The organism is bacterium (assembly GCA_035281585.1).
In the GTDB taxonomy this organism is placed as follows: Bacteria; UBA10199; UBA10199; order DSSB01; family DSSB01; genus DATEDP01.
Genome location: DATEDP010000059.1, coordinates 1 through 14,540, shown reverse-complemented (window position 1 = coordinate 14,540; position 14,540 = coordinate 1). Strand labels below are relative to the sequence as shown.

Annotated in this window: 14 protein-coding genes; 12 read left to right on the top strand and 2 right to left on the bottom strand. The window is 61.1% G+C overall.

The features are described from left to right. Positions 1-46: 46 nt before the first annotated feature. Entirely contained in the window at positions 47-1,948 is a 1,902-nt protein-coding gene (locus tag VJR29_04485) for a serine/threonine-protein kinase (protein HKY62657.1), read from the top strand. Between the two features lie 62 nt (positions 1,949-2,010). Further along, positions 2,011-2,919: a GGDEF domain-containing protein gene (locus VJR29_04480; GenBank protein HKY62656.1), complete on the top strand. Its 909-nt coding sequence runs from the start codon at positions 2,011-2,013 to the stop codon at positions 2,917-2,919. On the opposite strand, the gene VJR29_04475 is transcribed toward VJR29_04480, so the two are convergent. Further along, complete coding sequence (locus VJR29_04475; protein HKY62655.1) at positions 2,909-3,511, bottom strand: response regulator; 603 nt, start codon at positions 3,509-3,511, stop codon at positions 2,909-2,911. The genes VJR29_04480 and VJR29_04475 overlap by 11 nt on opposite strands. 118 nt (positions 3,512-3,629) lie before the next feature. On the opposite strand from VJR29_04475, the gene VJR29_04470 reads away from it, so the two are divergent. The 4 genes from VJR29_04470 (at position 3,630) to feoB (ending at position 7,169) form a co-directional block, all read left to right on the top strand. After that, positions 3,630-4,496, top strand: coding sequence for a M48 family metallopeptidase (locus VJR29_04470; protein HKY62654.1), 867 nt, complete (start codon positions 3,630-3,632; stop codon positions 4,494-4,496). A 72-nt stretch (positions 4,497-4,568) separates the two neighbouring features. After that, positions 4,569-5,000 (top strand): transcriptional repressor, encoded by a 432-nt coding sequence (locus VJR29_04465; protein HKY62653.1) that lies wholly within the window; start codon positions 4,569-4,571, stop codon positions 4,998-5,000. 1 nt (position 5,001) lies between these two features. After that, the gene (locus VJR29_04460; protein HKY62652.1) at positions 5,002-5,271 is read left to right on the top strand and encodes a FeoA family protein; all 270 of its coding nucleotides are present in this window, start codon (positions 5,002-5,004) and stop codon (positions 5,269-5,271) included. After that, positions 5,268-7,169, top strand: coding sequence for a ferrous iron transport protein B (gene feoB / locus VJR29_04455; GenBank protein HKY62651.1), 1,902 nt, complete (start codon positions 5,268-5,270; stop codon positions 7,167-7,169). The genes VJR29_04460 and feoB overlap by 4 nt, the downstream gene beginning before the upstream one ends. A 66-nt stretch (positions 7,170-7,235) precedes the next feature. On the opposite strand, the gene VJR29_04450 is transcribed toward feoB, so the two are convergent. After that, entirely contained in the window at positions 7,236-8,141 is a 906-nt protein-coding gene (locus VJR29_04450; protein HKY62650.1) for an FAD:protein FMN transferase, read from the bottom strand. 171 nt (positions 8,142-8,312) lie between these two features. On the opposite strand from VJR29_04450, the gene VJR29_04445 reads away from it, so the two are divergent. From VJR29_04445 to VJR29_04420, 6 genes are all read left to right on the top strand, one after another. After that, positions 8,313-9,815 (top strand): hypothetical protein, encoded by a 1,503-nt coding sequence (locus VJR29_04445; GenBank protein HKY62649.1) that lies wholly within the window; start codon positions 8,313-8,315, stop codon positions 9,813-9,815. 193 nt (positions 9,816-10,008) lie between these two features. Beyond that, positions 10,009-10,557 carry an FMN-binding protein gene (locus tag VJR29_04440; GenBank protein HKY62648.1) on the top strand — a complete coding sequence of 183 codons (549 nt, stop codon included), beginning with the start codon at positions 10,009-10,011 and terminating at the stop codon, positions 10,555-10,557. Positions 10,558-10,644: 87 nt separating this feature from the next. Next, complete coding sequence (locus VJR29_04435; protein ID HKY62647.1) at positions 10,645-11,130, top strand: hypothetical protein; 486 nt, start codon at positions 10,645-10,647, stop codon at positions 11,128-11,130. Then, the gene (gene tilS / locus VJR29_04430; GenBank protein ID HKY62646.1) at positions 11,111-12,082 is read left to right on the top strand and encodes a tRNA lysidine(34) synthetase TilS; all 972 of its coding nucleotides are present in this window, start codon (positions 11,111-11,113) and stop codon (positions 12,080-12,082) included. Before VJR29_04435 ends, tilS begins: the two co-directional genes overlap by 20 nt. A gap of 134 nt (positions 12,083-12,216) precedes the next feature. After that, the gene (gene ftsH / locus VJR29_04425; protein ID HKY62645.1) at positions 12,217-14,136 is read left to right on the top strand and encodes an ATP-dependent zinc metalloprotease FtsH; all 1,920 of its coding nucleotides are present in this window, start codon (positions 12,217-12,219) and stop codon (positions 14,134-14,136) included. A gap of 148 nt (positions 14,137-14,284) precedes the next feature. Next, the coding region (locus VJR29_04420) for a dihydropteroate synthase (protein HKY62644.1) at positions 14,285-14,540 on the top strand (256 nt) is incomplete at its 3' end.

Below are 14,540 nucleotides of genomic sequence, written 5' to 3'. Positions count from 1 at the left end.
GTCCCCAGCCTTGGTCTTGAGCGCGGGGCTTAGGCCCCCAAATCCTATGACCAAGCCCAGGCCCTTCGGACATTACTTCATCCTCGAGAAGATCGCGCAAGGCGGCATGGCGGAGATCTTCAAGGGGCTGACCTACGACTTCAGCGGGCTCAAGAAGTTCATCGTCATCAAGCGCATCCTGCCCCATATCGCGGCCAACAAGGACTTCATCCGAATGCTGATCGACGAGGCCAAGATCGCGGTCAAGCTGAGCCACGGCAACATCGCCCAGACTTTCGACCTCGGGAAGGTCGCCGACGACTATTTCATCGTGATGGAGTACGTCGACGGCCGCACCGTCAGCCAGATCTACAAGAAGGCGGTCGAGCTCAAGATTTTCATCCCGATCCCGCTGGCGGCCTACGTGACCAGCGAGATCTGCAACGGCCTCAACTACATGCACCGCCGCCGCGACGAGCTGGGCACCGCCCTCGAGATCGTTCATCGCGACATCAGCCCCCAGAACGTCATCCTCTCCGAATCGGGCAATGTGAAGATCGTCGACTTCGGGGTGGCCAAGGCCGCCTTCAAGCTCTCGGAGATGGAGCGGGGTGTTCTCAAAGGGAAGTTCGCCTACATGTCGCCGGAACAGACCGAGGGCCGGAACATCGACTCCCGCTCCGACATCTTCTCCACCGGCGTGGTGCTCTGGGAAATCCTCACCGGCCGGCGGCTCTTCAAGAAAAAGTCGAATCCCGAGACCATCGAGGCGGTTCAGAGCATGACGATCTTTCCGCCCAGCGCCTACCGCAACGAGATTCCCTCCGATTTGGACGATATCGTCATGAAGGCCTTGGAGCGCGATCCCGAAGCCCGCTACGCTTCGGCCGAGGACATGTCGCTGGCCCTGACCAAGTTCCTGCTCCGCCATCATCCCGAGTTCAAGCCGGTCCAGGTCGGCGATTTCCTCAAAGAGGTCTTCGACAACGAGGAAAACACCGGCGACCTTTACCAGGAAAAAACCATGCGCGAGGAGCTGACGGTCCGGGAGATCGGTGAGATGCCGCGCGAAGGGAACGAGGAAGAAGCCATCGAGCTGCCCGAAGACACGATGATCGTCGATCCCCAGGAGCTGGACTTCCGCTCGATCTTCGAGGAAATCGACGTCGACGAGGAGGTGAGCGACATCACCCGGGCCATCGGCTTCAGCGAGGTTTCGACCTCGGGAACCGCCGAGGTCGACCCGTCGCTCCTGCCCGACGCCAAGCCCAAGCCTCCGCCCGAGCCGGAAGAGATCACCGGCGACCTGGAAATCGACGGCGAGGCCGAGGAGCCCGAGCCGAAGTTCACGCCGATCCCGTCCAAGCGAAAGCCGGAGTCTTCCGCCTCGGCCGAGGCGACCGGGCCGGCCCGGGAGCGCTGGGTCTTGCCCCTGATGCTCCTTCTCTTCCTCGCCGGCCTTGGCCTTTTGCGTTATTTCATGACCCGGTCCGAGAAGAAGGCTCCGGTGCCGGCGACCATCCAAGCCTCAGCTCGCAGCAGCCTCGAGGTGCGGAGCCAGCCGTCGGGGGCGGCCATTTACATCGATGGCCAGCCCATCGGGCAAAAAACCCCGGCCATCCTAAATTTGCAAAATCTCAAGTTTCCCCTGGTCTTAGGCCTTTCCTTGGGAGGTCCGCCGAACTGGCAGCGTCGCTTGGAAGAAGCTGCGCCCGGCTTGATCGTCGCCGATCTCCAGGTGCCCGTCGGCTTTCTGGAGGTCCAAAGCTCGCCCTCGGGAGCGGCGATCTCGCTCGACGGCAAGAACGCCGGCAAAACGCCGCTCTTGGCCCACCAAGTCCCAGCGAACCAAGAAATCGACCTGAGCCTCGAGCTTCAGGGCTTTAAAACCTACCAGAATGAGATTTCCTTGGCTCCCGGCCAAAACCTCCGGATTTACCACGCGATGGAAAAGAATAGCTCTCGTTGACCCCGCGAAATCACTAAGCTTATAATCGGATCGTCAACCCACGAATGGAAGGTACAGGGTCAATGGGAATCGAGGGCTTCAAGGACGAAACCGTCGTCACAAGCATCGGCCAACTGGAGGGGATCACCGAGAAGGAACCGGCGGTGGACTTCTTGGGCGGCCCCTCGATGGGGATGCAGGTCATCCTTGAGGAAGGCGACTCGGTTTTCGGCCGGAGCAAGGACGCCACCATCGTCGTCGAGGACGAAGCGATCAGCCGCTGCCACTTCAAGATCAAGGTCCGCGACAAGATCGCCACCATCGAGGACATGAACAGCACCAACGGCACCTACGTCAACGGCCACCGGGTGAAGCAGCAGGTGCTGAAGGCCAACGACAAGATCCAGATCAGCTCGGCCACCGTCCTCCGCTTCTCCTACGTCGACACCATCGACAAGCATAGCCATGACCGCTTTTACGAGATGGCACTCTACGATCCGGTGACCTCGGCCCACACCAAGCGCTACTTCATCGATCGGCTGCAGCACGAGTTCTCCCATTCGCTGCGCCGCGGCTTGCCGCTTTCGCTGGTGATCTACGATCTCGACTTCTTCAAGAAGGTGAACGACACCCACGGTCATTTGGCCGGCGATTTCGTCCTGCAGAAGATCGCCGAAATCACCAAGACCATGATCCGCCGCGAGGACATCTTCGCCCGCTATGGTGGCGAGGAGTTCGTCATCGTGATGCGCGACACCGACGAGCCGGCGGCGGTCCAGCTGGCCGAGCGCTTGCGCAAGAAGGTCAGCCAGACCGACTTCGCCTTCGAGGGCAAGCGGATCCCGGTCACGATCAGCTTGGGCGTCTCCTGCCTTAAGGACTCCAACTTCAAGGATTTTAGGGGATTGATTCAGGCCGCCGACGAGTATCTTTACTTCTCCAAGAGCAACGGCCGGAATCGGGTCTCGGCCAAGCGCTTGCTCACTTCTTGAAGAATCCCTTCACGAACTTCTTCAGCGATTCGATCTGCCGGGCCAAGTTGTCGAGGGTCCCGCTGTCCTCGGGCTTGGCCGATCCGTTGCCCGAGGCCCGCTTGGTGAGATTGCGCATCCGCCGCCCGATCTTCTCGACTTCGCCCAGCACCTTTTTCACCTTCTCTTCATGGTCGTTGAGGTGCTTCCGGATTTCTTTCTGCTTTTTGCTCTGATGGCTGCGGTGCTTGACCATCGCCCGCTTGAGGATGGTCGGCAAGACTTCGAGAGCCTCCCGGGTCTTGACGATATAGTCCTCGGCACCCGACTGGATGGACTTGGCCGCGACCTTTTCGTCGCCTTGGCCGGTGATGATGACCACCGGAACCCGGGGAGCGCGCAGGCTCAGCTGGCGGATATGCTCGTCGCCGTCGACGTCGGGCAGGTAATAGTCGCTGAGTATCAAATCGAATTTTTTGTCGTCGAGGGTCTCGTAGGCTTCCTCGGCCGAGGCTGCCACCTTGAGGCGAATCGGACCGAATCCCTTCTTCAGCGAGCGCTCAATGAGCTCCGCGTGGTCGGCGTTGTCTTCAATGAGCAGGATTCTGGTCATGGACCCTTTTAAATTGAGAAATGACGAAGCCCGAGTTTAGGGGAGAAGGCTCGGGCGAGTCAAAAGCATTTTTCCCCGGCGGAATATGGGTTATGAAGCGGGGATGTGGAGGTGATCGATGAAGCGTTGGAGTCTATTATTCGCCCTTTGTCTCGCCGCGTCAGGCTGCGCTCACGACTATGTCACCGGAAAATCCAGCTATAATTGGTATAAGCTCCAGGACGACGTCAAGCTGGGCAATCAGGTGCTTAACGCTCAGCTTCAATCCTTTGAAAAGCAAAAAGTTCCGGTCGATCCACCCGAGGACAAGGCCCAAAGCGAGAGGCTTCAGCAGATGGTCGACCGCATCTCCAAGGTCAGCCATCTCCCCAATCTTCCCTACGAAGTGCATTTGGCCGACGCGCCGGTCGTCAACGCCTGGGCGGCGCCCGGTGGAAAGATGATGGTTTATTCGGGACTTTGGGACCCGAAGAAAGGCCTGGTCAACGAGGAGAGCGACGATGAGATCGCCGCCGTCTTGGCCCACGAGATCTCCCACGTCACCGCCCGCCACGTCACCGAGTCTCTCACTCAGAACATGACGGTGGCCTTGGCCGGCTCGGTGGCCACCAGCGCCATCGCCCTCGGCGGCTCGACCGCCGGCAGCAACCTCTTCGGCCAGTTTTTCAACACCGGATACAGCATCTACGCCCCCAGCTATTCCCGAAAAAACGAGAGCGAAGCCGACCGGATCGGCCTCTTTTACATGGCCAAGGCCGGCTACGATCCACGGGCGGCGGTCGAGGTCTGGAAGCGGGCGGCCGCCCGAAAGAAGGACGCCGGCAGCATTTTCGCCTCTCATCCCGCCAGCGGCGAGCGGGCCAAGAACCTGGAGCGGCACTTGCCGGAGGCCTTGGCGATTTACCAAAACCCTGCCTTGCCTTACCCCTCTTTCCTCGACCCTAAGTCGGTGGCCAAGCCCCAGGCCGAGTCGAAGCCTAGATGAGGTCAAAGAGCTATTGACGCTCTCCGGGGGCGGTGTTAATCCTTTTGAAAGTAACTTTCAGTGGAGCGGCCGATGGAGCAGGAAAACCCAATCGAGGTGCTCAACCAATACCTGAACGAAAAGGGGATGAAGCATACCCGGCAACGGGAAATCATCGTTTCCGAATTCTTCAAGTCGAACAAGCACATGCGGATTGAGGACCTGCTGGACCAGGTGCGGAAGATCGAGCCGTCGATCGGCTACGTGACCGTTTACCGCACCCTGATGCTCTTGAAGGAGTGCGGCTTGGCCCACCAACGCCATTTCGGCGAGGGCAAGTCGCTCTTCGAAAAGGCCGGCGAGCATCACGACCACATGATCTGCATCAAGTGCGGAAGCATCAACGAATTCGAGGACGACCGCATCGAGAAGCTCCAGGAGCAGATCGCCAAGCGGATCAACTTCAAGATCGTCAGCCACCGCCACGAGGTCTACGGCTGCTGCAGCCGCTGCCAGAACGAGTAATATGACGGGACGCGAGAACATCCTCGATACGCCGGTTCACCTGGGCGAGCTTCGCAAGGGCGAGGGCGGCCATGTCTGCAAGGTCGAGGGGCCCGAGAAGACGGTACGGCGGCTTTTGGAGATGGGCCTCATCGAGGAGTCCTACGTCGAGGTCGTCCACGAAGCGCCCTTCGGCCGCGATCCGATCGCGGTGCGGGTTCGCGGCGGCCTGCTCGGTCTGCGCCGCCAAGAGGCCGCTTGCATCCTGCTGCGGAAGGCCTCGCGTCCGTGAGCTCTTCCGAATCCCTTCTGCAACCCTACGTCGCCTTGGTCGGATCCCCCAATTGCGGGAAGACCAGCCTGTTCAACGCCTTGACCGGCGGCCGCCAGCGGGTGGCCAACTACCCCGGCGTCACCGTCGAGCGCAAGGAGGGCCGGATCGAGGCGCCCAATGGCCATCGGCTCAAAATTCTCGACCTGCCCGGAACCTACACCTTGGACGCCAACACGCTGGACGAGGCCGTCACCCGTGACGTCCTCTTGACCCGCAAGATCGAAGGCATGCCGCCCGATCTACTGATCGCGGTGGCCGACGCCACCAACCTCGAGCGCAGCCTCGGCCTCATCCTCGAGCTGAAGGCCTTGGGTTTCCCGATGGTCTTGGTCCTCAACATGATGGACTTGGCGCGGAACCGCGGCTTCGCGATCGACCTCGAGGTTTTGAGCCGGGAGCTGGCCATTCCGATCTTTCCGGTGGTCGCGACCAAGAAGGAGGGACTCGATCCTTTGCTCGAGGAAATCGCCCGCCGCCTCGGCCAAGAGCGGCCGGCGCCTGAGCGGATGTTTCCCGAGGAATCCTATCGCTTGCCGGAGCACCGGCCGGAGGAAGTGCGGGCCCGCTTTCGCGAGATCGACCGGCTGCTCAAGGCCGCCCGGCACCGAGACCTGAAGCCGGCCCGCTGGACCGACCGCTTGGACCGGATCTTCCTCCACCCGCTTTGGGGCTCGCTGCTCTTGGTCCTCGTCCTGGGTTTCGTTTTCCAAGCCATCTTTAACTGGGCAAGCTACCCGATGGACGGGATCGAAGCGGCATTGGGCTGGATCGGGCGGCAAGTGAGCGCTTGGCTGCCGGACAATTGGATTCGCAGCCTTTTGGTCGATGGCATTTTGGCCGGCGTCGGATCGGTGGTGATCTTTCTTCCCCAAATTCTGCTGATCTTCTTCTTTATCCTGATGCTCGAGGACTCGGGCTACATGGCCCGGGCGGCCTTCCTGATGGACCGCCACATGGGCCAGGTTGGCCTCCATGGCCGGGCTTTCATTCCGCTGCTCAGCTCTTTCGCCTGCGCGATCCCCGGGATCATGGCGACCCGCACCATCGAAAATCCGCGCGACCGCTTGACCACCATCCTCATTTCGCCGCTGATGGCCTGCTCGGCCCGCCTGCCGGTCTACACCTTGCTCATCTCGGCCTTCATCCCCAACCGGGAGGTCTGGGGTCCGATTCGGCTGCAGGGCTTGGTGATGCTGGGCCTCTACGCCCTGGGCGCCTTGACCGGCTTGGCGGTGGCTTGGGTGCTGAAGCATTTGGTTTTCCGCGGGCCGCGGCCGACCTTTTTGCTCGAGCTGCCCACCTATAAATGGCCCAATCCGCGCAACGTCTTGATCGGCATGTCCGAAAGGGCCTGGATCTTCCTGAAGCGGGCCGGAACCGTCATCTTGGCCGTGTCGATCGTGATCTGGTTCCTTTCCTCTTATCCCAAACCGCCGGCCGAAGCCGCGCCGGATCAGCCGGCGATCACCTACAGCTTCGCCGGCAAGATCGGCAAGGCGATCGAGCCGGTGATCCGGCCGATCGGCTTCGATTGGTCGATCGGCATCGGCTTGCTCACCGGGATGGCGGCGCGGGAGGTGATCGTCGGGACCTTGGCCACGGTTTATTCGGTGGAGGACAGCGGGGCCGCGCTGGAGGGCGGGAGCTTAAGCTCGGTGTTGCAGAGTCGATGGAGCCTGGCGACGGGTTTGAGCTTGCTGGTCTATTTCGTCTTCGCCATGCAATGCTTCTCGACGCTGGCGGTGGTCCGGCGTGAAACCAACGGTTGGCGCTGGCCGGCCTTCCTCTTCGTCTATCTCACCGCTCTGGCCTACGCGGCTTCTTTCATCACTTATCGTCTTTTTTCCCCCCTTTGAAAAAGGGGGGATTAAGGGGGGATTTAAGGCCGTTGCCTTAAGCAAGCGCGGGTTTATGCCACGGCTTTAAATCCCCCCCGCCCCCCCTTTTTCAAAGGGGGGAGATTGGTAATGTCGACTTTTTCCATCGGGATCGAGCCAGATTACGCGCAAGCCCGTAAATTTTTCGATCAGAGCTTTGGACTTCTCCTCTCCGATCACGAAGAGGGCCGTGTCCAAGGCGTCGGCGGTGGTCAGGTCTTCCGATTCGACGCTGACGCTGCCGGGACGCTCGACCGCCCGCCGGGTCTTGGGGTCGAGGATGTGAGAGCCGCGTTCGTAGAGGCCGGAGGTGGCGAGGGAGAGATCTTCGACCTCCCGCTCCTCGGCGGTGGCACCCGGTTCGGCTCCCGGAATTTGAATCGAGACCCGCCAAGGTCCGCCGCTGGCGCGAAGGTCGCCGCCGGCGTCGATCAGGGCTTGGTCGAAGCCCCGCGATCTTAAATCTTCAATCATCCGGTCGACGATCCAGCCCTTGCCGAGGGCGCCGATCCCGATTCGAGTCTCGGGATGGACCAGGAAACCCGAAGGCGGGTTTTCTTGGAGGAGAATGGGCCCGCGGCCGCCGGCCGCCGAGAGCGAGGCGAAGCGGATGTCGAGGGCCCCGCCGGTCTTTTCGGAAAAGGCCAGGGCCTTTTTTAGCAGGTCGAGGGTTTCGGGGCTGAGCGGGCAGGGGGCCTTGCCGGCGTTCCGGTTCAGGCAGCTCACTTCGGAATCGGGGCGAAACTCGCTGACTTTTTCTTCCAGGCTTTGGGCCAGCCGGTAGGCGGCGTCGCCGGCCTCGAGGGCTGCGGCCTTCCGCTCGGGCCGGATCTTCAGGCTGAGGTTCACCGGGACGTTCCCCATCAGGAGCCGCGACCGCGTGACCACGACTTGGCGCGGGGCGCAGGCGAGCAGGGCAAGAGCCAAGAGGGGAAACAGGAATCTTCGCATCGCCGGCCAGGGCTAGCTCACTTGAAATATAATTTCAATTAGCCGCAAAAAATTCCGCCAAAATTGAAATATTTCTTGACGGTTTCCAGTCCCGGCGGTTAGGCAGGGGCGCCTATTATAAAGAAAGTTATTTTCAATTAGCCCGATTGGATTCGTAAGGAGTTTCCGAAGATGAAGAACGCGATCCTGGCCTTGGCCCTGACTTCCCTCAGCCTAGCTCCATTTAACGGAGCGGGGGCCGCCGAGCCCGAGTTGAAGTTCGACCCCAACGTCAGCGCCAGCCCGGCGCCGGCCGAGAAGAAAGAGGATTTCAAGTACGGCGAGAAGCCTTTGGCCAAATTCGGCAACGACAGCACTTATTTCAAGCTCGGCGGCTACGGCTCGATGCGCTTCTCGACCGATACCGCCCAGGGCATTCACGACACCTTCACCTTCCGGCGCTTCGTCCTGACCACCGACGCCAAGATCGCCTCGCGCTTCCGGATCTATTCCGAGCTGGAGTTCGAGCGTTTCCGCAAGATCGAGCTCGAGCGCGAAGTCATCGCCGAGGACGGCATCGAGATCGCCCAAGAAATCGAGGGAACCAACCAATCCGAAATCGCGATGGAGCAGGTCTGGTTCGAGCTGGAGTTCGCCAACTACATCCGGCTGCGCGGCGGCGGCGTCTTGGTTCCGATCGGCCGCTTCAACATCAACCACGATGACAACGTTTGGAATTTGCCCCGGCGGCCCTTGGTCGACCGCGGCGTGCCGGTGCTCCCCACGACTTCGGCCTGGGATGAGCTGGGCTTCGGCTTGAACGGCGACTTCGAGCTCGGCGAGAAGTCCAAGCTCGACTACCAGATCTACGTGGTGAACGGCGCGGTCCTCGACGCCGAGGTCGAAGAGGTCCTGAAGGTGTCCAACAGCCCGGACGAGCGGAGCGAGCTCGAGCTGGAAGGGGAGTTCGGCATCTCCACCGGCACCTTCTCCCAGGACATCAAGACCGCCAAGGCGGTCACCGGCCGCGTCGCCTTCAGCCCGGTTCTCGGCCATGAGATCGGCCTCTCCGGTTACTGGGGCCGCTACACGCCGAGCTATTTGCCCTCCAAGTCGCTGACGATTTTCGGCTTCGACTGGCTCTCGACCTTCGGTAATTTCGACATCGAAGCCGAGTACGTGCTCACTCACTTCTCGGGCCTCGATGACGTCCTCAACAATTTCGCCGAGGTCGCCGGTCGGACCGAAGCCGAGGTCGAGGACGAGTTCAGCCCCGACCTCGAGAGCGTGGTCAAGATGAAGACCAGCGGCTTGGCCAGCACCAAGCAAGGTTATTGGGTCGAGCTGCGCTATCATTTCCGGCCCGACTTTTTGACCAAGAGCTGGTTCGGCCGCCATTTCTCCGATCCCCAGCTGATCCCGGTGGTCCGGTGGGAGCAGGCTTTCCTCAGCGGCTTGGTCCAGGATTTTCAAGCCGAGAACGGCGCGACCACGGTTTTGGATAAGGAAGACCGCTTCGTCAACCGTCTCACCGCCGGCCTGGCCTTCCGCTTGAATCCGCTGGCGGTCTTCCACACCGCTTACGAGTTCACTTGGACCAACAGCGGCAAGCCGCTGGCCGACGTGACCAACTACTTGCCGACCCTGAATGACAAGAACCACTCCTTCATGTTCGGTGCGGCCTTCGGGTTTTAATCTTCCCTTTTACCAAATATCCCTCCCCCCTCGTGGGGGAGGGTGATCGCCGAAGGCGATCGGGAGAGGGGGCGTGGCAAAGCAAGTATTCTCTTAGCGTCGCGCCCCCTCTCCCGCCCTTCGGGCACCCTCTCCCGCAAGGGGAGAGGGTAGGTTTGACTCCACTCCGATCTCAAGCTAAGAACCTCCGATCATGCGAAAGTTTTTTTCAATTTTGAGTTTGCTCTTTTGCCTGACGCTGGTTTCCATTGCCTCAGCCCAAACGACCGTCTACCTGACCCCGGCCGATGCCTTGAAACTGATTTTCAAGGATTCGCAAGAGGTGATCAAAGAGGATCACCCGGTCAGCGCCGAGCAGCGCCAAAAGGCTCAAGCCCTCCTCGGCTATGACCTGCCGAAGGGCCAATACACCTTTTATCTGGGACGCAGCGGTGGTCAGGTCGACGGCTACGCGATCATCGACGAGCAGGTCGGCAAGGTCCAGCCCATCACCTTCGTCACCCGCATCGAGCCCCAGGGAAATGTCTCGGCGGTCGAGATCATGGTTTACCGCGAAAGCCACGGCGGTGACGTTGCCTCCAAGCGCTTCCTCAACCAGTTCAAGCAAAAAAGTCTCAACAGCGAGCTTCGGCTCCACGGCGACATCGTCAACATCAGCGGGGCGACGCTCTCCTCGCATGCCTTGGTCGTCGGAGTGAAGCGAGCCTTGGCGCTTTGGCAGATCTTCTATGGAAAATCGTAGCGAGGGGCTTTAGCCCCGTCTTAACGGGCCTAAAAAAGCGGGCCTAAGGCCCTGGCTACGGGATCATTTATGGAATCCGATGTCAGAATGAAAAATCTCAACGGCGGGATGAAGTGGGCGCTGACGGCCTATCTTTTCTTGGCTTCGCTGGGTTTCGGCGTCGCCGCCCTGATGAGCCAGCTTCATTACGGCCTCGACCATCAGAAGACGATCGCTCACTACCTGGGGAATGAGGCCCAAGGCGGGATGGAGATGGCCAAGCTCTACGCCCAGCTCCTCCAAACCGCCCATGTCCACAGCTTCACCATGCCGCTGGTCTTTCTCTCGCTCTGGGCCGCCTTGGCTTTCACGCCGCTTTCGCCGGCGGTCAAGAAGCTGCTCATCGCCGGCGGAGCGCTTTCGGTCCTTTTCTATAACGCCGCGCCATTCCTGGTTCGCTTTTTTTCGCCGGATTGGGTCTTCCTTTTTACGGTCGGCGGCGTCGGTCTCTTCCTTTTTTTCTTCCTTCCGGCGGCCTTGGTCCTCTATGAAATTTGGTGGGGACTGAAGGATCGTGCAACGAGTCGACCTTAAAAAACGGGTTCGGGAGAGCTTCGGGGCCCTGCCCAAGGCGTGGCGGGAAGCGCCGGTCTACCTCGCCGTTTCCGCCGGCATGGACTCCTCGGTGCTGGCGGCGGTGGTGCTGGAGCTTCGCGACCGCTTGCCGCCGCTCTGCTTCCTTCATGTCAATTACGGCCTGCGCCGGCCCGACTGCGACCGGGAAGAAGCTCTTTTGCGGAAATGGGCCGGCCGGGAAGGGCTGCCGATCGAGGTGCTCCGGCTCAAGCCCCGAGGGAAGCCCGAAAACCTTCAGGCTTGGGCCCGCGCGCAGCGCTTCGATTTTTTCCGGAAAACCATCAAGAAGCGCTCCAAGGGCCGGGGCACGGTTTGGCTGGCTCACCATCGGCGAGACCAGGCCGAGACCGTCTTGCTCCGCCTCTTGCGCGGGTCCGGGCTGCGGGGCCTCGCCGGCATGAAGACCCAGGAGGAGTGGGAAGGGCTGGCTCTCTTTCGCCCCTTGCTCGAAGTTCCCCATGAGGCGCTTCAGCTCTATGCCCAAAATCACCGGATCCTCTTCCGCCGCGACCGGTCGAATTTCACCGACCTTTATTTGCGCAATCGGGTCCGCCGCCGGATCTTGCCTCTGCTCCGCCAGGAAAACCCGAGTATCGAGGAAACCTTGTCCCTGACGGCCGCGCGGGCCGGGCAGGCCAGCGAGGCCCTCGAGGTCTTGGCCGGCCACTGGCTGAAAGTCCGGGGGCGGGGGAAGCGTTTGGCTCTGGAAAACCTCCGCCGCCAGCCCCCCGGTTTGCAGGCCTGCATCCTGGAGGCCTGGCTGAAGCGGAGGACCGGCCGGTCGCAAAGCTGGAGCGAGCTGCTGCCCCGAATCTTGGCCGCCCTGGCCGCCGGGAAATCGCTGGAGCTGCCGCTCAAAGGCGGCCTTTTGAAACTGGGCCGGCGACATTTAGATTGGACAGGCCCTTGAAATCGGCGGCTCCGTTACCATCTCGGGTCAAGCATTGAAACACATCGAAATCCCGCAGGTTTTTTCCAAATCCGGGTTGCCACCCCGAAAATCCCTATGTTAGGGTGAATGGAGTATCGATTTTGAGGTTCCCCGTGAAGCAGTCTCACAAAACCATCGCTCTTTGGATCGTCATCATCCTTTTGTCGATCTCCATCCTTCACTTTTTCAATGCCAAGCCAACCCTGCGAAATAAAGTGAGTTTTAGTGAGTTCATCACGGCGGTCGAGCAGAAGCAGATCGACTCGGTGGTCATCCGCGAGGACGAGTACCAAGGAAAGTTCAAGGACAGCTATAAGGATGGAAGCTATTTCGAGACCCTGGGCCCGGTGAACAGCGACAAGGCCTTCGAGATCCTGGCCAAGTCCGACGCCCAAATCCGTTACGAGAAGCCCAAAGAGACTCCGATGTGGCAGCAGATCCTGATCTCCTGGATGCCGATGCTGCTGCTCTTCGGCTTTTTTTTCTTCTTCATGCGCCAGATCCAGATCGGCGGCGGCAAAGCTTTGAGCTTCGGCAAGAGCCGGGCCCGCCTGATGAGCGAGTCCCAAAAGCGGATCACCTTCGAGGACGTCGCCGGGGTGGAAGAGGCCAAGGAAGAGGTCGAGGAGATCATCGACTTCCTGAAAGATCCGAAAAAATTCACCAAGCTCGGCGGTCGGATTCCCAAGGGCGTCCTTTTGATGGGCCCGCCGGGGACCGGCAAGACCCTGCTGGCCCGGGCCATCGCCGGAGAGGCCGGAGTGCCGTTCTTCAGCATCTCGGGCAGCGACTTCGTCGAGATGTTCGTCGGCGTCGGCGCCTCCCGGGTCCGCGACCTCTTCGAGCAGGGCAAGAAGCATGCGCCCTGCATCATCTTCATCGACGAGATCGACGCCGTCGGCCGCCATCGCGGCGCCGGTTTGGGCGGCGGCCATGACGAGCGCGAGCAGACCCTCAACCAATTGCTGGTCGAGATGGACGGCTTCGAGTCCAATGACGGCGTCATCCTGGTCGCGGCCACCAACCGGCCCGACGTCCTCGACCCGGCCTTGCTGAGGCCCGGCCGTTTCGACCGCCGGATCGTCGTTCCGCGCCCCGACCTCAAGGGCCGTGAGGAAATTTTACGGATTCACACTCGCCGGGTGCCGGTTTCGCGCGACGTCGACCTGATGGTCTTGGCCCGCGGCACCCCCGGCTTCTGTGGCGCCGATCTCGAGAACTTGGTCAACGAGGCCGCGCTTTACGCCGCCCGCCGCGATAAGAAGCTGGTCGAGATGACCGACTTCGAAATGGCCAAGGACAAAGTCCTGATGGGCAGCGAGCGCCGCAGCATGATCATCTCCGACGAAGAGAAGAAGACCACGGCCTATCACGAGGCCGGCCACACCTTGGTGGCTCGGCTGATTCCAGGCACCGAGCCGGTGCACAAGGTCACGATCATTCCGCGCGGCATGGCCCTGGGCCTCACCCAGCAATTGCCGGAAGAGGAAAAGCATTCCCACAGCAAGGAATACGCCGAGAACATGATCGCCATCCTGATGGGCGGCCGCTTGGCCGAAGAGCTGATCTTCAGCCAAAAGACCACCGGCGCCGGCAACGACATCGAGAAGGCCACCGACTTGGCCCGCAAGATGATCTGCGAGTGGGGCATGAGCGAGAAGCTGGGGCCGCTGGCTTTCGGCAAAAAAGAGGAAGCGATCTTCCTCGGCCGCGAATTCGCCCAGCACCAGGACTACAGCGAGAAGACCGCGGCCGAGATCGACCACGAGGTCCGTCAAGTGGTGATGCACCAGTATGAGCGGGCCAAGGGGCTGCTCCAAGGCCACTTGACCGAGCTTCACGCCCTGGCCGAGGCCCTGCTCGAGCGCGAGACCTTGACCGGCGAGGATATCAATATCGTCATCAGCGGCGGCAAGCTGCCGCCGGTGAAGGCCTCGCCGCCGCTGCCGGCTCGTGGCAGACACCAAGGCCAGCCGGGCAAGGAGGGCATCACCATCGCTCCCCACGTCCCGGCCCATCCGAGCAAGGCGTAGGCTATATTCCCGTAGCAAGGGGCTTTAGCCCCGCTCTTGTCATTCCGAGGCCCGAAAGGGCCGAGGAATCCTTGCGGAGGCACTTAGAGCCAAGAGTTTGGCAAGGATCCCTCGCTGCGCTCGGGATGACAGGGTTTACCAACCTCCTATGATTTGGCGACTACGAAGCACGAGTCTCAACCTGGATCGCCCGCTTCTGATGGGCGTCCTCAACCTCACTCCCGATTCTTTTTCCGACGGCGGCCGGCACGCCGATCGAGACGCGGCCTTGCGGCGAGCCGAGCAAATCGCGTCCGAGGGGGCCGACTTGCTCGACATCGGCGCCGAGTCCACCCGGCCCGGCGCCGACCCGGTCGAGCCGGCCGAGGAATGGCGGCGGCTGGAGCCGGTCCTGCGCGCCTTGG